The organism is Rhodopila globiformis (assembly GCF_002937115.1).
GTDB lineage: Bacteria > Pseudomonadota > Alphaproteobacteria > Acetobacterales > Acetobacteraceae > Rhodopila > Rhodopila globiformis.
The window spans coordinates 1-22,477 of the sequence record NZ_NHRY01000056.1; the positions used below are offsets into that span (position 1 = coordinate 1).

Consider the following 22,477-nt stretch of genomic DNA (forward strand, 5'->3'; position numbering starts at 1 on the left):
CCGGCGGCGGGACCGGCTGCGGCCGGGCCGCCTCCGCGGCGGGCTCCGGCTTCGCCGCCGGTGCCGCAGGCGGCGGTTCCTTAGCCGCCGGCGCCTTGGCGGCAGGCGGCTCGACCGTGCGCTGGTGCTCCAGCGCGCCAGCCGGACCGGCGGCGGCCGACTGCTTGAACCAACCGGCGATGTAGGACCTGCGCAGGGCGAACAGCAGCACCAGGGCCGCCAGGAACACCATGCCAAACGGCGCGCCGGTCCGGTGCGTGTCGATCACACCGGCAGCCACCAGAACCGCAGGGTAAACCAGAATACGCCGGGATTCGGGCAGGGCCTCATACCAGCGGTTCAGGTCGTTCACTCGTTCAGCCAACGTCATATTCCACTCCTGTGTCGTCGCTTCCGCCCCTCAGTACCCGTCAGAGGCGACACGACGCGCCGCGCGAGACTGTGGGCAGTGATTACCGGCCCAACCGGGCCCACCACGGTTTCGCCGGCCTGGACAAAGGTTCGAACACAGGCTCCGGCGCAGGCGCCGGCGCCGCTTCGGCCACAAGCTCGGCCTCGGCCAGCGGCGCCGTCTCCGTCATCGCCACCGTCCCGGTTTCGGCCGCCCCATCGATCCCAGCCGGCGGCACGTCAGCCGAGAACCGGGCGGACGTATCGAGAGCGTTCAGCTCCTCAACGACTTTCCTCAGCGTATCGATCCGGCCGAGGTCATAGGCGCGTTGCACGAGCGACTTGATAGAGGCCTCGATCCGATCGAGTTCGGAATTGTGCAATGAGAGAGTATCCCCGTCTCGCAAGCTTTTTGAAACACGATAGAATTGCGGCCCTTAGTCTAGCCGGGATTGCCTGCTCTGCAAACCGGCAAGATGACGTTGCACAGCCAACGTCTCAGTCGTCTCTTTATTGTTTCCGCGCGAACTTTCACCGCCTTCTCAGCCAGAAAAGCCAATCAGGTGCATAAAGGGATCTTCTACTCAAGCCTGTATCCTGTATATACACACCCGCTATCCGCGATACGTACACCGCCAGAGCACGCTCTCTCGTTGCGACGCATCGTGACGCAGCGCCCGGGAAATGCAGCACGCCCGATACCAGAAATCGATTCGAGCAGACCCGCCTATCATTATACACACGGGACAGTTGCCTTATCAGCATGGCTGCCAGGGCGCGTCAATGCCCGGCAGGCGGCGTGGAATCAGCCGCCGCCGCGTCGTGCCGGCCGCTCCGACGACTCGCCATCAGACACGGCGCTGGCCGCCGGGCCACAAGCGGCCACGTAGACCTGACTGCTTCCCACCGCAACCGGTGCGACCTTGCCGCGCTGTTCCGCAGCACTGATCAGGAGCAGGCCATGCGCGGCGCCGACACCATCGACCAGGAGTTCGAAGCCGGCTTCAGTCCGACCTTCGAAACCCGCTGGTACCGCGCCGAGCGGGTTGGCCGCGCCGTCATGATGCTCGTCGCGGCGTCGTGGCTGAAGGGGCGCCGGGTCCATGACGTGCCGGTGGTCGCTTACGAAAACGGCGACCTCAACCGGCAGCGCGTGCACCACCTGTGTCTGGCGCAGCAGGGCATCAGGGCCGCCGCCCGCCGGCACGGGCCGATCCGCCTGGGGCCGGCGCGCGACGCGGCTCAAGCGGGCCGTCAGATTTCCACCATCGAGGACAGGTGATGCAATGACAACGGGGGAAATCACCACCGACATCCCGGCCCGGCTCGATCGGCTGCCATGGAGCCGGTTCCATGTCCTGGTCGTCGTCGCCCTGGGCGTCACCTGGATCCTGGACGGTCTGGAGGTCACCATCGTCGGCTCGATCGGGCCGATCCTGAAGGACCACCGCACACTGGGGCTGACGGACCAGGACATCGGCGCCATCGCCGGCTGCTATGTCGCCGGCGCGGTGGCCGGGGCGCTGGTGTTCGGCTGGCTGACCGACCGGTTCGGGCGGCGGCTGATCTTCAACGTCACCCTGGGCATCTACCTCGCCGGCGTGCTGTGCACCGCCTTCGCGTGGAACTTCTGGAGCTTCGCGGCCTTCCGGGTCGTCACCGGGCTTGGCATCGGTGGCGAGTATGCCGCAATCAACTCGGCCATCGACGAACTGATCCCAGCCCGGCTGCGCGGGCGTGTCGACCTGATCGTCAACGGCAGCTACTGGTTGGGCGCCGCCGCCGGCGCCGCGGCCTCCTTGCTGCTGCTGTCTGGGCGGTTCGTCGGCGTCGACATCGGCTGGCGGCTGGGCTTCGGCATCGGCGCGGTGCTTGGCAGCGTGATCCTGTATCTCCGCCGCTACGTGCCGGAAAGCCCGCGCTGGCAGGTGACGCACGGCCGCGACGACGAGGCGAAACGCACCACCAGCGATATCGAGCACAAGGTCGGCAAGCAACTGCCGCCGCCGAAGGGCACGCTGACGGTGCATCCGCGCAAGGTGTTCGGCTTCGGCCTGATCCTGCGCGCGATGCTGGGGAAGAACCGCGGCCGCAGCGTCCTGGCGCTGTCGCTGATGGTGGCGCAGGCGTTCCTGTTCAACGCGGTGTTCTTCACCTACGGACTGGTGTTGACGAACTTCTATCATGTGCAGGAAACGCGGGCGGGCCTGTTCATCCTGCCGCTGGCGGTGGGCAATTTCCTCGGCCCCGTGCTGCTGGGGCACCTGTTCGACACGATCGGGCGGAAGAAAATGATTGCCGGCACCTACGGGTTGGCCGGGGCGCTGCTGGTCGCCGTGTCGGTGCTGTTCGGCCTGGACGTCCTGACGGCGTGGACGCAGACCTTCTGCTGGATGGCGATCTTCTTCGTCGCCTCGGCCGCCGCGAGCTCGGCCTACCTGACGGCCAGCGAGATCTTTCCGCTGGAGACGCGGGCGATGGCGATCGCGCTGTTCTATGCCCTGGGCACGCTGATCGGCGGCGTCACCGCGCCGTTCCTGTTCGGCTTCCTGATTGGCTCCGGCAGCCAGTGGGCGGTGGCGGGCGGCTATGCCGGCGCGGCGATCCTGATGATCGGCGCGGCGGTGTGCGAGGTATTTCTGGGCGTGGAGGCGGCCGGGAAATCGCTGGAGGATGTGGCGGCGCCGCTGTCGAGCAGCGGGTGAAGGGTTGGTGCGGAAGCAACGATAGCGGACATTACTGGAAGACTATGACTGCTGGCCGGAGGTCCAGCCCCCATTCCCCTGGCCTTGCGGACCTTGGCCGAGCGGCAAAGCACGTTCCGTCACGGCCGTGCGGGATCGCATTTGCGGCGAGCAGCACGATCATCCTGGGGCCGATGGCGGCGGCGCAACCTGGATTGACTACCACTATTAACACGGAGGAAGACGAAGGACTGCCAAGGGCCACGGAGGGTGTGAACGAGTCAGACAACGAAGCGCCGAAGGCCGTCCTTCAGGCATGCGGCATGGACGGATGCAAGCAGATCCGGACCGATCGTGCAATGCAACGCGATAGCCAGCCCGGCAATGCGGTTGGTCAGAGCCCGATAGGCCAGCATGGTCCGGTCTTCGTGGCCCTTCCTGGTCCTCCGCCTTCCTCCGTGTTGAAAATTGCGGAAGGATGAACAACCACGAACGTTTCCAGTTGACGCTGATACCGTCCGCCGTCGTTGCAGCCGGCACTGGCGGGGCCAGGCGCGCACCATCACCGGCCCTGGCCGGAGCGACACCGCAACGACGCAGGTAGCGGGCCCCGTTCGTCATGTTCTCCTCCAGGGCCCGCCTCTCCTGATACCGACGCGCCCGAGGCCAGCAGACGAAGGACACATGACCTGGCGCCGTCAACGCCCATGCTGGTATCCGCGGCAACCTGTTTGGAACCTACAGTAACGATCGCATCGGCTTTATACGATGCGCACCGCAGCCCCCGCCGGGAAGTCGAAACAACCGGCTCAAGGCAATGGGGACGACGCCTGCGCCTGGCGCGTGTCCAGCCCAAGGCTCCTGATCTTCCGATGCATCGTCGCGCGGCTGATGCCGAGCGAGCGGGCCGCGGCGGCGACGTTGCCCTGAGTCAACGAAAGCGCGTCGGCCAGCACCGTCCGCATGGCTTTCGCGAATGCCTCCGGTGTCGCGCCGCCGTTACCGGAAGGATCCGGCATGCCAACCCCGGCGGCCAGGGCGGAATCATCGATCGCCAGCCGCTCGCGCGCCGCCCGCGTCGCCCCGACGATGCGCCGCTCGGCGTCCAGGGCGAGCAACGGGACCGAGACCCCCTCCTCTGCCTCCGACAGGCTGACGATGACGGCGTTCGCGTAGGCGTCGCGGAAGCAGTGCTCTTCGATGCGCCGGGCCGCGCCGCGCGTGACGGCCTGCGCCAGCGGCAGGATGCGCCCCGTGGAATCCGGCCGATAGGCGGAGATGTCGAGTGCCCCCGCAAGCCGCCCCATCGCGTCAAACAGCGGCGACACCGTGCATGTCAACCGCGTGTAGCGCGTGCGGAAGTGCTGGTCGCAGTGCACGGTGATCGGACGTTGCTCGGCCAGACAGGTGCCGACGCCGTTGGTGCCCTCGATCGCCTCGTCCCACACCGCGCCGGTCCACAGGCGCCAGTGGCGGCAGGCGGATTCGTCGCTGTCCGCGACGCGGCGGGCGATGACCACGCCCTGCGCATCGGTCATCAGCACGGAATAGCCGAGCGCCGCCACCAGGCCGTGCAGACGGTCAAGCTCGGGATCGGCAACCCGCAGGATGCGGCCGGTCCTTGCTCGGACCTCGCGCAATTCCGCATTGCACAACACGATCGGCGAGCATTCACGCTCCGGATCGAGGTTATGCCGGGTGAGGCACCGGCGCCAGGAACCCGCCACCGCATCGCGGTCCGCGGCATCGTCAAGCACGGCCAGCACCCTGTCGGCGTGATGGGTCAGCGCGTTGTGCGGTATCGTTTCCTCCTGTTCTTGACTTGCCCCAAGGCCAACCTTGGGTTGTTTATTGTGTCAACTCGTTCGGCCCGACCGTACCTTGCCGCGAAATGGTCGGGTGTCGCAAGCCTGCGACACTTCCATCATGGGTTGATCACAATTCCGAGATCGCTCGATCAAGCTTGTTCTTCTCCCGCCCGGCTTTGCGATCCTCACGAACACCGGAGCCGGCCAGCAAGCCGGCTTCGAGAGTGCATCAAGAAACGCAGGAGGAACCGGGCATGCAGCTGAACCACGAGGAATTACGGCGCGCCTATCGCACGATGCGCCTGATCCGCGATTTCGAGGAACGCTTGCACCTCGAATTTGCCACCGGTGAGATCCCGGGCTTCGTCCATCTCTATGCGGGCGAAGAGGCGTCCGCCGTCGGCGTCTGCATGCATCTCACGGACAAGGACAGCATCGCCAGCACTCACCGCGGCCATGGCCACTGCATCGCCAAGGGCTGCGACACCGATGCCATGATGAAGGAGATCTACGGGCGCAAGGAGGGGCTGTGCGGCGGCAAGGGCGGCTCGATGCACATTGCCGATTTGTCCAAGGGCATGCTCGGCGCGAACGGGATCGTCGGCGGCGGACCGCCGCTGATCTGCGGCGCCGCGCTGACCGCGAAGGTGCTGCAGACCGGCGGCGTCGCGGTGGCGTTCTACGGCGACGGCGCCTCCAACCAGGGCACGACGCTGGAAAGCCTGAACTTGGCCAAGGTATGGGACCTGCCGGCGATCTTCGTCTGCGAGGACAACGGCTACGCCGAAAGCACCTCGTCGAGCTACGCCGTTGCCGGCAGCCAGATCGAGCGCGCGCGCGGCTTCGGCATCCCCGCGGAGGAAGTGGACGGGTTCGATTTCTTCGCCGTGCACGATGCCGCGCGCACCGCGATCGAACGCGCCCGCGCCGGCGGCGGCCCCAGCATGATCCACGTGCGGCTGTCGCGCTACTACGGTCATTTCGAAGGTGACGGCATGACCTACCGCGGCGCCGGCGAGGTCGAGGCGCTGCGTGCCAAGGAGGACTGCCTCAAGCGCTTCCGCACCCGCGTGACCGAGGCGGCGCTGCTGCCCGCGGCGGAACTGGACGAGATCGACCGCGCGGCCGCGGACCAGATCGAATCCGCAGTCCAGAACGCCAAGAAAGCGAAGCCGCCGACCGAGGCCGATCTGCTGACCGACGCTTACGTGGCCTACTGAGGGGGAAACGAAACAATGAGCAGAAAGAGCTTTCGCCAGGCGATCAACGAGGCGCTGCGGCAGGAAATGCGGCGCGATCCGCGCGTGGTGATCATGGGCGAGGACGTCGCCGGCGGCGCCGGATCGCCCGGCGAGGACGATGCCTGGGGTGGCGTGCTGGGCGTAACGAAAGGCCTGGTCGGCGAATTCGGGCGGCAGCGCGTGCTGGACACGCCGCTGAGCGAGAGCGCCTATGTCGGCGCCGCGGCCGGCGCGGCGGCGACCGGGCTGCGGCCGGTGGCGGAACTGATGTTCGTCGATTTCATCGGCGTCTGCTTCGACCAGATCTTCAACCAGGCGGCCAAGTTCCGCTACATGTTCGGCGGCCACGCGGTCACGCCGATGGTGGTCCGCACGATGTACGGCGCCGGCTTCCGGGCGGCGAGCCAGCACAGCCAGTGCCTGTATCCGATCGTGACCCACATCCCTGGCCTCAAGGTCGTCATCCCCAGCTCGGCTTATGAGGCGAAGGGCCTGCTGATCCAGGCGATCCGCGACGATGATCCTGTCATTTTCTTCGAAAACAAGGTCCAGTACGACCAGGAGGAGGAGGTGCCGGATGACCCCTACACCATCCCCTTCGGCGAGGCGAACCTGACGCGCGAGGGCGACGACCTCACCATTGTGGCGTTCGGCCGCATGGTCCAGGTCGCCAACGAGGCCGCCGATCGGCTGGCCAGGGACGGCATCAGCTGCAACGTCGTTGATCCGCGCACGACCTCGCCGCTCGACACCGGCACCATCCTCGACTGCGTCGCCGACACCGGCCGGCTGGTGATCGTCGACGAGGCGAGCCCGCGCTGCAACATGGCGACCGACGTCTCGGCGCTGGTGGCGCAGGAGGCGTTCGATGCGCTGAAGGCGCCGATCCGGATGGTGTGCCCACCGCACGTGCCGGTGCCGTTCGCGCCCAACCTGGAGGATCTGTACGTGCCGAACGCGGACCGGGTGGAAGCGGCCGTGCGGGCGGTCATGCGGCACCAGGGCCGGTAGAGGGGCCGGGAATGAACCAAATCGTTGCCATAACGATGCCGAAGTTCGGCCTGTCGATGACCGAGGGAAAGATCGCGTCATGGGCCAGGCCGGAAGGTACGAAGATCGCTGTCGGCGACGAGATCGCCGACATCGAGACGACGAAGATCACCAACGCCTATGAAAGCCCCGTGGCCGGCGTGCTGCGCCGCCACGTGGCGCATGAACAGGAGGATCTGCCAGTCGGCGCGCTGATCGCCGTCGTTGCCGATCCGGCGGTTCCCGACGCAGAGATAGATGCGTTCGTTGAACGTTTCCGCGCCGAATTCGCCACCCGCGCGCCCGAGGCGGAAGCCGCCGCCCCGGAGCCGCGGACGGTGGAGGTGCACGGCCGGCCGATGCGCTACCTCGAGCTTGGCGCAGAGCATGAGGAACGGCCGATCGTCCTGATCCATGGTTTCGGCGGCGACCTGAACAACTGGCTGTTCGTGCAGCCGGGGCTGGCGGAGCGGAACCGGGTGATCGCGCTCGACCTGCCCGGCCACGGCGGCTCGGGCAGGCAGGTGGGCGCGGGCGACCTGGGGACGCTGTCGGCGGCGGTCGCCGGGTTGCTGGACAGCATCGACGTGCCGAAGGCGCATCTGGTCGGCCATTCGCTCGGCGCCGCCGTGGCGCTGCGCACCGCGCTCGATCGGCCTGCCCATGTCGCCTCGGTCACGCTGGTCTGCCCGGCCGGGCTGGGGACGGAAATCGACGAGGCGTTCACGCAGGACTTCATCACCGCAAGCCGGCGCAAGCAGCTTGAGCCGGTGCTGGCGAAACTGTTCGTGGACGCCGGCCTGGTCAGCCGCGACATGATGGAGGACCTGCTGCGCTTCAAGCGCCTGGACGGGGCACGCGAGGCGCTGACGGCGATCCAGAACGCCAATTTCGCCGGCGGGCAGCGCGAGGTGCTGCGCGGCCGGCTCGGCGAACTTGGCGATATCCCGGTGCAGGTGATCTGGGGCGCCGAGGACCGGATCATTCCGCCGCAACAGGCCGAGGGCCTGCCGGCAGGCGTGGCGGTCCACGTGCTGCCGGGCGCGGGCCACATGCCGCACATGGAAAAAGCGGCCGACGTCAGCCGCCTGATCCAGGCGTTCGTCGCCCGGGCCATGTGAGGGGCGCTGTCGTTGTCATCCCGTCATGACAGGCGCGGGTCCCACACCTGCACACGGGCGGGCTGACGGCGCAGCCGTTGCTACAACGTCATGGTGGGCGCAGGCCCGCCATGACGATCCGGGATGGCCGCCCTTTGGCCGTCTCGTTAGCAACTCAGCGCCACTTCGAACCCGCGCGCCACCCCGGGGCGTGCCATCATCGCCTCATACCAGCGCTTCACATTGGGGTAATCCGCCAGGTCCACCTTGTGCCGCCCGTGCCGCCAGGCCCAGCCCAGGATGGCGAAATCGGCGATCGAGACCTCGTCCGCCACGAACGCGCGCCCGTCCAGCCGGCGGTCCAGCACGCCGTACAGCCGGCGGGTTTCCTTCATGTAGCGCTCCAGCCCGTAGCGCTGGTCCTGCGGGTTCTCCACCAGCAGGAAGTGGTGCACCTGCCCGGGCATCGGGCCGAATCCGCCCATCTGCCACATCAGCCACTCCAGCACCGGCACCTGCCGGCGCGGGTCCGCCGGGTAGAACTTCCCCGTCTTCTGCGCCAGGTAGATCAGGATCGCCCCCGACTCGAACACGCTGATCGGCTGCCCTCCCGGCCCGTCGGGGTCGATGATCGCCGGGATCTTGTTGTTCGGGCTGATCCGCAGGAAGTCCGGCGCGAACTGCTCGTTCTTCGAGATGTTGACGGGGTGCACGGTGTACGGCAGGCCCATCTCCTCCAGCGCCACGCTGATCTTCCGGCCGTTCGGCGTATCCCAGGTGTAAAGCTCGATCGCCATGCGTGTTTCCTTCCCGGTTGACCCCGGCACACTGACCACAACCCCCCGCAGCGGCAAGAGGAGCCCAAGCCGGTGAAGATCGCCACCTGGAACATCAACTCCATCCGCCAGCGCGAGGGCCACGTCAGCCGCTGGCTGGAACGCTGCCAGCCCGACATCCTGTTCCTGCAGGAGATCAAGTGCGAAACCGCCGCCTTCCCGGCGCTGCCGTTCCACGGCCTGGGCTACACCGCCGAGGCGGTCGGGCAGAAATCCTACAACGGCGTTGCCGTGCTGGCGCGCGTGCCGTTCACCGTCACCCACCGCGCCCTGCCCGGGCTGCCGGCGGACGACGCCCAGGCCCGCTACCTCGAAATCGAAGCCAACGGCATCACCCTGATCGGCCTCTACCTGCCGAACGGCAATTCCCGCGGCGACGAGGGCTTCGCCTACAAGCTGATGTGGATGGACCGCCTGGCCGACCGGGCGCAGGCGTTGCTGGAGGATGACCGACCCCTGGTCATTACCGGCGACTTCAACGTCTGCCCTGCCGATGAGGACCTCGCACCGGGCGCGCTGCCGCCGACGGATGCGCTGGTGCGGCCGGAAAGCCGCCAGCGCTTCCGCCGCCTGCTGTGGCTGGGCCTGACGGATGCGGTGCGCGCGGTGCATCCGCACGGGCCGGTCTATACGTTCTGGGACTACCAGGCCGGCGCCTGGCAGCGCGATATCGGCCTGCGCATCGACCACGCGCTGCTCTCGCCCACCCTGGCCGAACGCCTGGTCTCGGCCGCCCCCGACCGCCAGGAACGGGACCAGCCGCAACCGTCGGACCACGTGCCGGTGATGGTGGCGTTGCGCTGAGCCTTTGGCGAAACGTTGGCCCGGGCACGGTATTCGGGCGCGAGCGCTTCCCCTGAACCGCCTCCTGTGAGACCGAAGCCCGCACCGGTAAGGGTCTGTCAGGGAATAACCGCGTCATTGGGTGCAAGGCACCGTCCTCTCCCCGTCATGGTCCGCGAAGGCGGACCATCCACGCCGTGCGGTGCTGATCGCGGCAAAGGCGTGGATGGCGGCCCGGAGCCTGTGCCCGGGCTTGTCCCGGGTAGCCGCCGTGATGCGGAGCGGCCGGTGCGTCCGCGGCAGATGACGGACCGGATGCTTGCTCTTGGTCAACAGTCTACTGCCGCAGGATCAAGGGCCCAGCGAACGGCTGGTTCCGCCTTACCGTCAGGCCACCCCGCCTTGCGTGCCGGCGCATGCCGCGCACTGCCCCTCGGCCTCGATCGTCGCCTTGCCCAGCCGGAACCCCAGCCGCTTCGCCGCGTCTTCCAGCGCGTGCGCCAGTTCGGCGTCCTCCAGTTCCGTCACCCGCCCGCAGGTGCGGCAGATGAAGAACTGCGCCGCATGGTCGTGGTCCTCGTCGGCGAGGCAGCCGACGAACGCGGACAGGCGCTCCAGCTTGTGCACCAGCCCCTGTTCCTGCAGGAACTCCAACGCCCGATACACTGTTGGCGGCGCCGCGCCGTGCCGTGTGCTGCGCAACTGGTCCAGCAGGTCGTACGCGCCCGTCGGCGCCTCCCGGTCCAGGATCAGCCCCAGCACCTGCCGGCGTAGCTCGGTCAGGCGGGCGCCGCGTCCTTCGCAGAGGGCGCTGGCCCGGCTCAGCAACGTCTCGGTCCGGGGGGAAAACCCCATGCTGTACTCCTTGGCGACAGGCATGCCCCGCGCCTAGATATCATCCATGACTCAAACCGATACGCAAGCCGAAGCCGTGCTCGCCGCCATCCGCTTCGACGCCAACGGCCTCGTTCCCGCCATCGCCCAGCAGCACGACACCGGCGAGGTGCTGATGATGGCCTGGATGAACGCCGAGTCGGTGCGCGAAACCCTCGCCACCGGCCGGGTCTGCTACTTCAGCCGCAGCCGCAACAAGCTGTGGCGCAAGGGCGAGTCCTCCGGCCAGACCCAGCACCTGAAGCAGTTGCTGGTCGATTGCGACGGCGACACCCTGCTGCTGCGTGTGCAGCAGGACGGCGTCGCCTGCCACACCGGCCGGCGCACCTGCTTCTACCGCGCCGCCGGCGAGGGCGGACTGACCGAAACCGTCGCGCCCGCGGTCTCGCCCGAGGCGCTGTACGGCCACACGCATGGCTGAAACCACGCCGGTCACGCTGCTGACCGGCTTCCTCGGCGCCGGCAAGACCACGCTGCTGAACCACCTGCTGCGGCGCCCCGAACTCGCCCACGCCGCCGTCCTGGTCAACGAGTTCGGCGAAATCGGCCTGGACCATCAGCTGGTGGAAAAGCTCGACGATAACACTGTGCTGCTGAACACCGGATGCCTGTGCTGCACCGTGCGCGGCGACCTGGCGCGCGTGCTGCGGCAGATGCTGCCGCGCGCCCGCCGCGACGACATCAGCCGCATCGTCATCGAGACGACGGGCCTGGCGGACCCGTTGCCGATCCTGGCGACGCTGCTGACCGATCCGGTGGCGGAGGCTGCCTACCGGCTGGACGGCATCGTCACCGTGGTCGATGCGGTCAACGGCGCCGCGCAGCTTGACGCGCACGAGGAAGCGGTGCGCCAGGTCGCGGTGGCGGACCGCATCCTGGTCAGCAAGACCGACCTGGCCGATGCGTCCGCGCTGAACGCCCGGCTGCGGCGGCTGAACCCCGTGGCGCCGGTGGCCGGGATCCGCCATGGCGTGGCCGATCCGGCCTTCATCCTGGGCGCCGGGCCGTTCGCTCCCGCCGCCAGGCCAGCCGCCGTGCGCCGCTGGCTTGCGGCGGAGGCCGGCGATCCGCCGCACGACCATCACCACCACGACCCCAATCGCCACGACGCCCGCATCGGCGCCGTCTGCATCACGCTGGACCAGCCGCCCGACGGCCCGGCGCTGATGGCCTGGCTGGAGACCTTGGTTGCCACGCACGGCGAACGCCTGCTGCGCATCAAGGGCATCCTGCACCTCCGCGACCAGAACCGTCCCGTTGCCATCCACGCCGTGCGGCACCTGCTGCACCTGCCGGTATGCCTCAACGCCTGGCCCGCGGACGAGCCCCGCCTGAGCCGGCTGGTGTTCATCACCCGCGACCTGCCGCGCGCGGTGATCGAGGACGGGCTGCGCGCCGTGCGGGATGCCGCCCCGGTCAGGTCGCCGGCAGGGACAGGCTGACCATCGCGCCGGTGCCAGATCGGCTGTTTACCGCCAACCGCCCGTTCATTACCCGCGCCAGCCGGTTGCTGAGCGCCAGCCCAGTCCGTTGCCTCACCGTCATGGCCAGGCGTGTCCCGGCCATGACGACAGAGAGACGCCCCTCGCCTCGCTGCCATTGGCCCTGCAAGCCGGCATTTCCTGTTAGAGGCCATGCAGCGGCCCGGATTACCGGAAACTGCCAGATACCGCGGTATCGGCCGTCCATCGGGTCAGGATACCCAGCGCGTCGATGAAATCCTCGGTCACCATCGCCTCGTGCGGATTATGACTGCCGTTTGCGTTGCGCACGAGGATCATGCCCATCCTTATCCCGGACGCGGCGAACGCCGCGGCATCATGCGATGCGGGCGAGCCGATGGACAGTACCGGAATCGCCAGGTCCCCGGCCGCTTCCGCCAGCCCGGCGGCGATGTCCGGATCGACGGCGCCGACGGCAGCCGCGGCACGAGGGCCAAGGTGGAAGCGGACGCCGCGCCGCTGCTCGATGCTGCCGATGAGGCGGCCGACGGTCTGCTCCAGGCCGGCCAGCACCGCGGCATCACAGGCGCGGACGTCCAGGCTGAAATGGAACGCGCCCGGCACCACGGTCAGCCCGTGCGCGGCCGGGTCGGTGTGGAATTTGCCGAACGTGCAGGCCATCGGGATGCCGGTCCGGTCGTATTCCTCCCACAGCGAGTCCAGCGCCATGGCAAATTCCGCCCCCGCCATGGCGGCGTCGTGGCGGAACCGGCGCGGCAGACCGACATGGTCGTGGCGCCCCTCGATCCGGGCGTCGGGATAGCGGAAATTGCCCGGGATCCCGGTGCAGATCGCCGCCGGGCGGTCGGCCTCCACCAGGCTGGGCGCCTGCTCGATATGCAGTTCCAGGAAGGCTTGGATGCGGGCCGGGTCGAAATGCCGGCGCCCGGCGCGCAGCGCGTCGGGGTTGCCGCCGCAATCGGCGATATGCTCCGCCAGCGTGCGGCCGGTGTCGATGCGGCGGGCATCCAGGGCGCCGTCCGGCAGCGTGCCCAGGCTGGCGCGGCTGCCGATGTAGGAAACCTGGAACCAGACGCTTTCCTCGGCGCGGACCGCCATCACGGTGATGTCGCACCGCGGCGTCAGGCCGAGCGCCTTCAGCGCCGCCACCACCGCAAGCCCCGCCACCACCCCGGCGGCGCCGTCGAAGTTGCCGCCGTGCGGCACGGAGTCCAGGTGCGATCCGATGACCAGCGCCGGCGCGCCGCGGTCCTTCCCGGGGAGGATCATGTACAGGTTCATGGCGTCGTCGAGGGCGATCTCCAGCCCCAGCGTCTCGGCAACCCGGGCGACGGAGGCATGCGCCCGCTGCTCGCCGGCGCCGTACGGGTCGCGGGTGACGCCGGGCGCATCCAGCCCGTCGCGGCGGAGCCGGTCGAACAGCGCCTCGATCATCGGCCGCTGCGCCGCGACCGCCGCCCGTATCGCTGCCGCATCCATCCGCCTGCCTCTTTCCTTCACCGGCAATCCGCGTATTTGAGACCAAGGCGCGGCCCAGCACCAGCCGCGCGGGAGGACACACAATGACAAAGCCCGGACAGGCGCCAACCACCACCGACTCCGTCGGCGACATGCTGCGGGACACCGCGGACCGCCTGTTCCAGGCACACTGCGACGCCGCGACGCAGCGTGCGGCAGATCAGGGAACCTGGCCGGGCGCGCTGTGGCAGGTGGTGGAGGAAGCGGCGCTGCACCGCGCCCTGGTGCCGGAAGAAGCCGGCGGTTTCGGCGTCCCGGTGCCCGACGCGCTGTCGCTGCTGCGTGTCGCCGGGGCGCACGCCGTGCCGCTGCCGCTGGCCGAGACGATGCTGGCCGGATGGCTGCTGGCGAAGGCCGGGGTGGTGTTACCGGATGGGCCGTTGTCGGTGGGGCCGGTGCGCGACGGCGAGAGCCTGACCCTGGCCCGAGCCGGCGACGCCCTTCACATTTCCGGTATGCTGACCCGCGTCCCCTGGGCGCGCGACGTCGCCGCCCTGGCGGTGCTGGCGCAGCAGGACGGCCAGTCCCGGGTCGCCCTCGTCGGCAAATCGTCCTGGTCGATCGAGCCCGGCGAGAACGTCGCCCGCGAGCCGCGCGACACCGTGCGCTTCGACGGCCCGGCGATCGCCGCCGCCCGCACAGCGGTCACGCCGTCCACGCTGAAGGCGCTCGGCGCCGCCCTGCGCACGCAGCAGATCGCCGGGGCGCTGACCCGGCTGACGGACATGACGACTCAGTATGCGCAGGAGCGGGTCCAGTTCGGCCGCCCCATCGGCAAGTTCCAGGCGGTGCAGCAGGCCCTGGCGGTGCTGGCCGGGCAGACCGCCGCCGCCGTGGCCGGCGCCGACATCGCCGCGGACGCCTTCGGCGACGACCCGCGCATCCTGCCCATCGCCGCCGGCAAGGCCCGGGCCGGCGAGGCCGCCGGCATCGCCACCGCGATCGCCCACCAGGTGCACGGCGCCATCGGCTTCACCTTCGAGCACAGCCTGCATTTCCTGACGCGCCGCCTGTGGTCGTGGCGCGACGAGTTCGGCAACGACGCCGCCTGGAACCGCGTGCTCGGCCGCCACATGGCCCGGGCCGGCGCCGACGCGCTGTGGCCGGAGATCACCGCGGCTTGATCACAGGGTTTGCCAGCCGGGGACGCCGCGATCGGGGAACATGGGCGAGAGGACGACGACCCCGCTCCGCCCGGCCGCGGCCCGGCGCTTGCCAGGTCAGGCGCCGATCAGGCCCAGGCCTCGTCATAGGCTTCATCCGGCACCGAATAATCCCGCAGCTTGGCGATGTCGTGCAGGATCACCCGGGCGCCGTGGGTCTCGACGCCGAAGCCGCGCAGCGCGGCGAAGGCACGCGACAGGTTCTCCTGCCGGCAACCGAGGCGCGCGGCCAGCAGCCGCTTGTCGAACGGCAGCCGCAGGGCGGTGGTGTTGGCGGTTTCCTCGGTCGTCAGCGACAACAGGTAGCAACCGAGCCGCTGCGCCGTGGTGCGCAGCTTCAGGTCGCAGACCTGGCGCACCAAGGCGCGGAACTCCTTCGCCTCGGCCCGCAGCAGCGTGGTGACCAGCGCGCTCTCCTGTGCCAACAGGGCCAGCAGGCATTCGGCGTCAATCGCCAGCAGGCGCGAGGCGGTGATGGTGCGCACGCTGATCAGCCGCGGCAGGCGCGCCAGTACGGTGGACAGGCCAAGGGTCTCGCCCGGCCGGATCACCTCCACCACCGCCGTCTCACCGTTCGGCGCGGTGTTGATCGCCGTCAACTGGCCTTCCAGCACGATATAAAGCCGATCGGCGAGTTGGCCCTGGTGGCAGAGTTCGGTGCCCTCCGGGTGCTCGACGATGCCGCTGATCGTGGCCAGGCGGTCGATGACCCGATCTTCCAGATCCTGCAGCGCAGGGACCGCACGCAACGCCTGGTCCACGGTCTGGATGGCCGAACTGCCAGGCGACAATTGGGAAATTAAAGCTGCACTAGGCATAAAAGCTGACTGCATACCATTTTCACGTAATATTCTGCCAAGCAGTGTAGCGGATGGATTTGACGTCAATCAAGCCGCGGCGCCGCCGGTACCGGGCTGTTCAAAGCACATGATACAATTTGTCATGGACAGGAGAGATCTTGCATGAAGGCAATGGTATGCGAACGGTTCGGCGGGCCGGAGGCGCTGGCGTTGCGCGACGTGCCGGACCCGCCCCCGCCCGGCCGGGGCGAAATCCAGGTCCGCATCGCGGCCCGCGGCGTCCAGTATGTCGATGTGCTGATGCTCGCGGGCAAGTACCAGTTCCGGCCGGAACCACCGTTCATTCCGGGTAGCGAGGCCGCCGGGCACGTCGTCGCGGTTGGTCCGGATGTAACCAGCTTCGCTGTCGGCGACGCGGTGATGTCGCGCCACACGCTGGGCGCCTTCGCCGAACTCGGCAACGCCAGGGCGGACTTGTGCGATAAGGTGCCGGCCGGCCTGGACATGGCCCAGGCAGGTGTGTTCCGCGGCGTCTATACAACTGCGTATCACGCGCTGCTGCAGCGCGGGCGGCTGAAGGCCGGCGAATGGGTGCTGGTGCACGGCGCCGCCGGCGGCATCGGCATCGCCGCCATCCAGGTGGCGAAGACGTTCGGCGCCCGGGTGATCGCCACCGCCAGCACCGAGGAAAAACGCGCCGCCTGCCTGGAGGAAGGCGCCGATCACGCGATTGACTACCGCTCGGGCTTCCTGGATCCGGTCAAGGCGCTGACGGCGGGGCGTGGTGTCGACGTCGTGTACGACCCCATCGGCGACACGGTGACCGAGGAGTCGCTGCGCTGCCTGGCGTGGGGCGGGCGGCTGCTGATCCTGGGCTTCCTGGGCGGCGGGCCGGCGAACATCCGCAGCAACTACCTGCTGATCAAGGGCATCGACGCCATCGGCGTGCGCATCGGCGGGCTGAACGAGGCGGACCCGGCACTGGCCGCCGCCAACATGCGTGACCTGCTGGAGCTCGCCGGGCAGGGCAAGTTGCGGCCGCGAATCTCGCATGGCTTGCAACTGGAACAGGCGGCCGAGGCACTCCACCTAGTGATTGATCGCACCGTCATCGGCAAGGCGGTGCTGCTGAGCTGATTGCCGGGAGGAAGGTATCTGGATGAACGACGTCAGGCCGATCCCCGCGCCGCTGGTCAATGGCGAACGGACGGGAGAGGAACCGGCGAGCCCGCTGCGCAGAGCCTCGGCGGCAACCAGGCGGGAGCATGACCTGCTGGGGGAGGCGGATGTGCCCGCCGCGGCCTACTGGGGCATCCACAGCCAGCGGGCGGTGAGGAACTTCCCCATCACCGGCGTGCCGATCGGCCATTTTCCCGAACTGGTGAAGGCGCTGGCGCTGGTGAAGCTGGCGGCGGCGCGGGCCAACCGGCGCCTGGGCTATCTCGATCCCGTCAAGGCGGCGGCGATCGAGCAGGCGTGCGAGATGATCGCCTGTGAAGGCCGCTTCCACGACCAGTTCGTGGTCGATGCGGTGCAGGGCGGCGCCGGCACCTCCACCAACATGAACGCCAACGAGGTGATCGCCAACGTCGCGCTGGAGCTGATGGGATATCCGCGCGGGCACTATGCCGCGCTGCACCCCATCGACGATGTGAACATGGCGCAATCGACCAACGACGCCTACCCGACCGCGCTGCGCCTGGCGGTGATCTTCGCCATCCAGCCGCTGGCGCGGGCGCTGGACGACCTGGCGTTCGCGTTCAAGACGAAGTCCGTCGAGTTCGCCGACGTGCTGAAAATGGGCCGCACCCAGCTTCAGGACGCGGTGCCGATGACGGTGGGGCAGGAGTTCGACGCGTTCCACGACACGCTGAAGGAGGACGTTGCGCGCCTGGGCGAAATCGGCGGCCTGTTCCGGGAAATGAGCCTGGGCGCCACGGCCATCGGCACCGGGATCAACGCCGATCCGCGCTATGCCGCGCTGGCGGTGGAGGAACTGTCGCGCGCGTCGCACCAGCAGCTGACGCCGGCGCTGAACCTGATCGAGGCGACCTCCGACATGGGGGCGTTCGTGCTGTTCTCCGGGCTGCTGAAGCGCATCGCGGTGAAGCTGTCGAAAATCTGCAACGACCTGCGGCTGCTTGCCAGTGGGCCGCGCACCGGCCTTGGCGAGTTGCGGCTGCCGGCGGTGCAGGCGGGGTCGTCGATCATGCCGGGCAAGGTGAACCCGGTGATCCCCGAGGTGGTGAACCAGGTGGCGTTCCTGGTCATCGGCCACGACCAGACGGTGACGATGTGCGCCGAGGGCGGGCAGCTGCAGCTGAACGCCTTCGAACCCACCATCGGCTACTGCGTCCTGAATGCGCTGCGCATGCTGACGGCGGCGGTGGAGACGTTGCGCACGCGCTGCGTCGAGGGTATCGAAGTGGACCGGGACCGTTGCGAAAGCCTGGTGCGCGGCAGCATCGGCCTGGTGACGGCGCTGGTGCCCGCGCTGGGCTACGAAGCGGCGTCGCGGGTGGCGCGGCGGGCGCTGGCGGAACGGCGGCCGGTGGCGGAGATCGTGCTGGACGAGGGGATGCTGACAGAGGCACAGCTGGACGAACTGCTGCAGCTGGAAGCAATGACCCACCCGTCGCGCAGCAAGATCGTCGTGCCTCGGGTCGTCCCGGGGGCGGCGGTAACAACGGACACCGAGTGAGCATGAGCAACGACTGGCATTGTTTCGCAAGCGACGGCGTGTCGGCCTGTGTGAAGGCGGACGGCGCCGAGCTTTCCACGCTGCGCGACGGCAGCGGCCTGGATTACCTGTGGTCGGCCGAACCGGTTTGGCCGCGCCATGCGCCGGTGCTGTTCCCGATCGTCGGCCGCCTGCGCGACGACACCCTGCTGTACCACGACCATCGCTATCGCCTGACCCAGCACGGCTTCGCCCGCGATCGCCGTTTTGACTGGGTCGAGCGGTCCGCGACCGGATGCCGGCTGGCGCTGATGGATGATTCAGACACGCGGGCGTTGTATCCGTTCGGCTTTCGCTTCGAGGTTGCGTTCTTCGCCGCCGACGCGTCGTTGCGGGTGGAGTACGTCGTCACCAATACCGGGGACGAGGTGCTGCCGGTCTCGATGGGCGCGCATCCGGCGTTCCGCTGGCCGCTGGTTACGGGCACGCCGAAGGAAGCGTATGCCCTGACGTTCGAGGCCGAGGAGCCCGGGCCGTTGCGTGGGGTCACCGGCGGACTGCTGACCGAGCCGAACCGTCCGTCGCCGATCGACGGCCGGCATCTGGCCTTGCGTGAGGCGCTGTTTGCCGCCGATGCGCTGATCCTGCCGAACCCGGCCAGCCGATGGGTGCGCTATGCCGCGGCCGAGGGGCCGGCGCTGACGGTTGGCTGGGAGGGCTTCCCGCAGTTGGGCCTGTGGTCGCGTGCCGGCGGTGATTTCCTGTGCATCGAGCCGTGGCACGGCATGGCAAGTCCGCGTGATTTCGATGGTGACTTCATGCAGAAGCCGTGGCTGATGCTGGTTCCGCCGGGCGAACGGCGCTCGGCCGGCTATCATGTGACGCTGGAGCCGCGGTGACGGCGGGGGATTGTTTTCCGTGCCGATATGACGTTTCGCGTGAAGCGCAACGATTCGTTCTCCGTGACCCTTCGTGGTTCCATCGATTTCCTACCATGAAAATACGCTTCGGGACGCTTGTTCGCGAGCGTCATGGCCCGGCTTGTCCGGGCCACCTATTCAAGCACTTATGCCGCGACAGGTGGCCCGGACAAGCCGGGCCATGACGGGGTGGCACCGATCTCGCCCATTTTCGGCCATTGCGGTGCCGACGCGCCGGCTGGCTAACTCCGTGTTGAAAATCGGTAGAACAATCAGCACCGCGCCATCCCGAGGCGCACGGCGGTGCCCCCAACTGGCCCGCCGGTTGCCCGCCCGCCACGCCCGGCATAGCATCCCGGTCATCGAGCTGGAGGAAACGAACCATGGCCACCCCGGGACGCGCACTGCCGCAGCCGACGCCCGAGACCCAGCACTTCTGGGACGGCACCAAGGCGAACGAGCTGCTGCTGCAGCGCTGCGGCGATTGCAGCAAGGTCTATTTCCCGCCGCGTCCGTTCTGCCCGGTCTGCGCCTCGCGGAACGTGTCGGTGACCAAGGCGAGCGGCAAGGCGACGCTGTACAGCTACGTGATCCATCACCGCCCTGTGCCCGGATTCACGCCGCCCTATGCCATTGCGGTTGTGGAACTGGCGGAAGGCCCGCGGATGATGACCAACATCGTGGACTGCCCGCAAACGCCCGAGGCGCTGGTGCTGGACATGAAGCTGGAAGTCACCTTCGAGCCGCAGTCTGACACCATCACGCTTCCCCTGTTCCGTCCGGCGAAAGGCTGACCCGATGCCACACAACACAGTCGCCGTGGTTGGCGCTGCCGAAACGACCCGCCTGGGCGTCATTCCCGAGTTGTCGCAGATTGGCCTGCACGCCGACGCGGCCCTGAACGCGATGGCCGATTGCGGGCTGAAGCCGAAGGATATCGACGGCATCGCAACGGCCGGAGAGACGCCGGTGCAACTGGCGCATTACCTTGGCATCACCCCGACATGGATCGACGGCACGTCTGTCGGCGGATGCAGCTTCATGATCCACGTCCGCCATGCCGCGGCGGCGATCGAGGCGGGGCTGGCGAAAACCATCCTGGTCACGCACGGCGAAAGCGGCAAATCCCGCGTCGGCAACCCGCCGCGCACGGTGCATCCGCAATCGCTGAACGGCCAGTTCGAGCAGCCTTTCGGACCGATGGGGCCGCCCAGCATGTTCACCATCCCGGTGCTGCGCTACATGAAGACATACGGCGTGACCGAGGAGCAGATCGCGCAGGTCTGCGTGGTGCAACGGGAGTGGGCGGCGAAGAACCCGCGGGCAACGTTCCGCAATCCGATCACCACCGAGGATGTGCTGAACAGCCGGATGATTGCCTATCCGTTCCGGCTGCTGATGTGCTGCCTGGTGACCGACGGCGGCGGCGCGCTGATCCTGACCTCGGCCGATCGCGCCAAGGACTTCCCGACGAAGCCCGTGTATATCCTGGGCACCGGCGAGAGCGCGGAAACGCCGATGGTCAGCCAGATGGAGGACTTCACCTCCTCCCGCGCCTTCCGCGTCGCCGGCCCGACGGCGTTCAAGGAGGCGGGGATCACGCACAAGGATGTCGATCACCTGATGATCTACGACGCTTTCGCGCATTTGCCGATATATGGCCTGGAGGACCTGGGTTTCCTGCCGCGTGGCGAGGCCGCTGCGTTCATCGCCGCCCGCAACACCGCGCCGGGCGGATCGTTGCCATTGAATACCAATGGCGGCGGGCTGTCGTATATGCATTCCGGGATGTACGGGATGTACGCGCTGCAGGAAAGCGTGCGGCAGATGCGCGGCGTCGCGCCGGCGCAGATTCCGGACGCGAAGATCTCGGTCTGCCACGGCGTGGGCGGGATGTTCGCGGCCTCCGGCACGATCATCTTCAGCAACCAAGTGCCATAACGGCTTCGTAAAGGGGATTCGCGCATGGCGGAAAGCCTGTTCACAGGGCTGAAAGTCATTGACTGTGCAAGCTGGATCGCCGGGCCGGCGGCAGCGACGATGCTGTCGGATTTCGGCGCCGACGTGATCAAGATCGAACCCCCGGGCGAGGGCGATCCGTGGCGCGCCTCGCAGCCGATTCCGGGGAAGACGGTCGACTATTACTGGCAGTTGACATCCCGCAACAAGCGCAGCCTGGCGCTGGACCTGAAGCACCCCGACGGCCAGGCGGTGCTGCATCGCCTTGCCGCCTCGGCTGACATTTTCATCACCAACTTTCCTCTTCCCGTCCGCGATCGGCTTTTGATGGCGCCGTCGCACCTGATGCCGCTGAATCCGCGGCTGATTTACGCATCTTTCACCGCCTATGGCGAGGAAGGCGACGAGGCGGCCAAGACCGGATTCGATTCCACGGCATACTGGGCGCGCACCGGATTGATGGACATGGTGCGCGCGGATGTCGAAACCACGCCGGTCCGCTCAATGCCCGGCATGGGCGATCATCCCAGCGCCACCGGGCTGTACGCGGCGATCGTCTCGGCGCTGTACCGGCGGGAAAAGACCGGGCAGGGCGGGGTGGTGAGGTCATCGCTGCTGCAGAACGGCCTGTGGGCCAACGGCTGCGCGGTGCAGGTGCGGCTGTTCGGCGAGCACGTGCCGCTTCGCCCGCGCCGCGAGGACGCGCCGAACGCGCTGGCCAACCATTACCGCTCACGCGACGGCCGCTGGTTCATCATGGCACTGTTCAACGAACAGCGGCAGTTGCCCGCGCTGCTGTCGGCGATCGGCCGGGAAGACCTGACGGACGATCCCCGCTTCGCCACGCCGGACGCGCGCAAGCGGCACGCGAAGGAACTTGTATTGATCCTGGACGAAGTTTTCTCGCGGCGGGATCTTGCCGAATGGCGAACGATCCTGGATTCCGTCGGCGTGACCTTCGGCATCGTCGGCACTGTGAACGAGGCGCTCGACGACCCGCAGATGCGCCATTCCGGCGCGCTGGCGCCGTTCGCCGATGGGCAGGGGTTGACCGTGATGACTCCGTTCCATATCGACGGCGTCGAAAAAGTCCCGGCAACGCGTGCGCCGTCCGTCGGCCAGGATAGCGAAGCCGTGCTGGCCCAGGCTGGTTACAGCCGTGACGACATCCGGCGCCTGCGCAGCCTCCGCGCGGTCGTGTAGCCGGCC

23 protein-coding genes are annotated in these 22,477 nt (G+C 68.1%); 15 read left to right on the top strand and 8 right to left on the bottom strand.

Features of this window, described 5'->3' with window-relative positions:
• Both CCS01_RS33480 and CCS01_RS33485 read right to left on the bottom strand, forming a co-directional pair.
• A partial coding sequence (locus CCS01_RS33480) for a hypothetical protein (RefSeq protein ID WP_193540103.1) occupies positions 1-370 on the bottom strand: 370 nt, incomplete at its 3' end.
• A gap of 82 nt (positions 371-452) precedes the next feature.
• A complete protein-coding gene (locus tag CCS01_RS33485; protein ID WP_104517704.1) occupies positions 453-773 on the bottom strand; it encodes a hypothetical protein in 321 nt (106 codons plus the stop codon).
• A gap of 578 nt (positions 774-1,351) precedes the next feature.
• On the opposite strand from CCS01_RS33485, the gene CCS01_RS04870 reads away from it, so the two are divergent.
• Both CCS01_RS04870 and CCS01_RS04875 read left to right on the top strand, forming a co-directional pair.
• Complete coding sequence (locus CCS01_RS04870) at positions 1,352-1,672, top strand: hypothetical protein (RefSeq protein ID WP_104517705.1); 321 nt, start codon at positions 1,352-1,354, stop codon at positions 1,670-1,672.
• A gap of 4 nt (positions 1,673-1,676) precedes the next feature.
• Positions 1,677-3,095 (top strand): MFS transporter, encoded by a 1,419-nt coding sequence (locus tag CCS01_RS04875; protein WP_104517706.1) that lies wholly within the window; start codon positions 1,677-1,679, stop codon positions 3,093-3,095.
• Between the two features lie 260 nt (positions 3,096-3,355).
• Here the strand turns inward: CCS01_RS04875 and CCS01_RS35665 are convergent, their stop codons facing one another.
• On the bottom strand, positions 3,356-3,490 hold the full coding sequence (locus CCS01_RS35665) for a hypothetical protein (RefSeq protein WP_275112881.1): 135 nt from the start codon (positions 3,488-3,490) through the stop codon (positions 3,356-3,358).
• A gap of 393 nt (positions 3,491-3,883) precedes the next feature.
• A complete protein-coding gene (locus tag CCS01_RS04880) occupies positions 3,884-4,831 on the bottom strand; it encodes a GAF domain-containing protein (RefSeq protein WP_239992003.1) in 948 nt (315 codons plus the stop codon).
• Positions 4,832-5,136: 305 nt separating this feature from the next.
• On the opposite strand from CCS01_RS04880, the gene CCS01_RS04885 reads away from it, so the two are divergent.
• From CCS01_RS04885 to CCS01_RS04895, 3 genes are read left to right on the top strand one after another with little or no spacing between them, the layout of a single operon-like run.
• The gene (locus CCS01_RS04885; RefSeq protein ID WP_104517708.1) at positions 5,137-6,102 is read left to right on the top strand and encodes a thiamine pyrophosphate-dependent dehydrogenase E1 component subunit alpha; all 966 of its coding nucleotides are present in this window, start codon (positions 5,137-5,139) and stop codon (positions 6,100-6,102) included.
• Positions 6,103-6,117: 15 nt separating this feature from the next.
• Positions 6,118-7,134 (top strand): alpha-ketoacid dehydrogenase subunit beta, encoded by a 1,017-nt coding sequence (locus CCS01_RS04890; protein WP_104517709.1) that lies wholly within the window; start codon positions 6,118-6,120, stop codon positions 7,132-7,134.
• An 11-nt stretch (positions 7,135-7,145) separates the two neighbouring features.
• Positions 7,146-8,273 carry an acetoin dehydrogenase dihydrolipoyllysine-residue acetyltransferase subunit gene (locus CCS01_RS04895; protein WP_104517710.1) on the top strand — a complete coding sequence of 376 codons (1,128 nt, stop codon included), beginning with the start codon at positions 7,146-7,148 and terminating at the stop codon, positions 8,271-8,273.
• 146 nt (positions 8,274-8,419) lie between these two features.
• On the opposite strand, the gene CCS01_RS04900 is transcribed toward CCS01_RS04895, so the two are convergent.
• Entirely contained in the window at positions 8,420-9,049 is a 630-nt protein-coding gene (locus CCS01_RS04900; RefSeq protein WP_104517711.1) for a glutathione S-transferase family protein, read from the bottom strand.
• Between the two features lie 72 nt (positions 9,050-9,121).
• Between CCS01_RS04900 and CCS01_RS04905 the strand changes: the two genes are divergently transcribed.
• Positions 9,122-9,892 carry an exodeoxyribonuclease III gene (locus tag CCS01_RS04905; protein ID WP_104517712.1) on the top strand — a complete coding sequence of 257 codons (771 nt, stop codon included), beginning with the start codon at positions 9,122-9,124 and terminating at the stop codon, positions 9,890-9,892.
• A 366-nt stretch (positions 9,893-10,258) separates the two neighbouring features.
• On the opposite strand, the gene CCS01_RS04910 is transcribed toward CCS01_RS04905, so the two are convergent.
• The gene (locus CCS01_RS04910) at positions 10,259-10,750 is read right to left on the bottom strand and encodes a transcriptional repressor (RefSeq protein ID WP_104517713.1); all 492 of its coding nucleotides are present in this window, start codon (positions 10,748-10,750) and stop codon (positions 10,259-10,261) included.
• 22 nt (positions 10,751-10,772) lie between these two features.
• On the opposite strand from CCS01_RS04910, the gene hisI reads away from it, so the two are divergent.
• Both hisI and CCS01_RS04920 read left to right on the top strand, forming a co-directional pair.
• Positions 10,773-11,186, top strand: a complete 414-nt coding sequence (gene hisI / locus CCS01_RS04915) for a phosphoribosyl-AMP cyclohydrolase (RefSeq protein ID WP_104517714.1) — start codon at positions 10,773-10,775, stop codon at positions 11,184-11,186.
• A complete protein-coding gene (locus CCS01_RS04920) occupies positions 11,179-12,207 on the top strand; it encodes a CobW family GTP-binding protein (RefSeq protein WP_104517715.1) in 1,029 nt (342 codons plus the stop codon). The genes hisI and CCS01_RS04920 overlap by 8 nt, the downstream gene beginning before the upstream one ends.
• 207 nt (positions 12,208-12,414) lie before the next feature.
• On the opposite strand, the gene CCS01_RS04930 is transcribed toward CCS01_RS04920, so the two are convergent.
• Positions 12,415-13,707: a hydantoinase/carbamoylase family amidase gene (locus CCS01_RS04930; protein ID WP_104517717.1), complete on the bottom strand. Its 1,293-nt coding sequence runs from the start codon at positions 13,705-13,707 to the stop codon at positions 12,415-12,417.
• A gap of 83 nt (positions 13,708-13,790) precedes the next feature.
• Here CCS01_RS04930 and CCS01_RS04935 point away from each other — a divergent pair, with 83 nt between their 5' ends.
• The gene (locus CCS01_RS04935; protein ID WP_104517718.1) at positions 13,791-14,870 is read left to right on the top strand and encodes an acyl-CoA dehydrogenase family protein; all 1,080 of its coding nucleotides are present in this window, start codon (positions 13,791-13,793) and stop codon (positions 14,868-14,870) included.
• 107 nt (positions 14,871-14,977) lie between these two features.
• On the opposite strand, the gene CCS01_RS04940 is transcribed toward CCS01_RS04935, so the two are convergent.
• Complete coding sequence (locus CCS01_RS04940) at positions 14,978-15,658, bottom strand: cyclic nucleotide-binding domain-containing protein (RefSeq protein ID WP_158258237.1); 681 nt, start codon at positions 15,656-15,658, stop codon at positions 14,978-14,980.
• A gap of 213 nt (positions 15,659-15,871) precedes the next feature.
• Here CCS01_RS04940 and CCS01_RS04945 point away from each other — a divergent pair, with 213 nt between their 5' ends.
• From CCS01_RS04945 to CCS01_RS04970, 6 genes are all read left to right on the top strand, one after another.
• On the top strand, positions 15,872-16,846 hold the full coding sequence (locus CCS01_RS04945) for an NADPH:quinone oxidoreductase family protein (RefSeq protein WP_104517720.1): 975 nt from the start codon (positions 15,872-15,874) through the stop codon (positions 16,844-16,846).
• A 22-nt stretch (positions 16,847-16,868) separates the two neighbouring features.
• The gene (locus tag CCS01_RS04950; protein ID WP_104517721.1) at positions 16,869-18,410 is read left to right on the top strand and encodes an aspartate ammonia-lyase; all 1,542 of its coding nucleotides are present in this window, start codon (positions 16,869-16,871) and stop codon (positions 18,408-18,410) included.
• A 2-nt stretch (positions 18,411-18,412) separates the two neighbouring features.
• A complete protein-coding gene (locus tag CCS01_RS04955) occupies positions 18,413-19,288 on the top strand; it encodes an aldose 1-epimerase family protein (RefSeq protein ID WP_104517722.1) in 876 nt (291 codons plus the stop codon).
• A 404-nt stretch (positions 19,289-19,692) separates the two neighbouring features.
• Positions 19,693-20,103: a Zn-ribbon domain-containing OB-fold protein gene (locus CCS01_RS04960; RefSeq protein ID WP_104517723.1), complete on the top strand. Its 411-nt coding sequence runs from the start codon at positions 19,693-19,695 to the stop codon at positions 20,101-20,103.
• Between the two features lie 4 nt (positions 20,104-20,107).
• Positions 20,108-21,250, top strand: a complete 1,143-nt coding sequence (locus CCS01_RS04965; protein ID WP_104517724.1) for a thiolase C-terminal domain-containing protein — start codon at positions 20,108-20,110, stop codon at positions 21,248-21,250.
• 24 nt (positions 21,251-21,274) lie between these two features.
• Positions 21,275-22,471, top strand: a complete 1,197-nt coding sequence (locus tag CCS01_RS04970) for a CaiB/BaiF CoA transferase family protein (protein WP_104517725.1) — start codon at positions 21,275-21,277, stop codon at positions 22,469-22,471.
• The last annotated feature ends 6 nt before the right edge of the window (positions 22,472-22,477 follow it).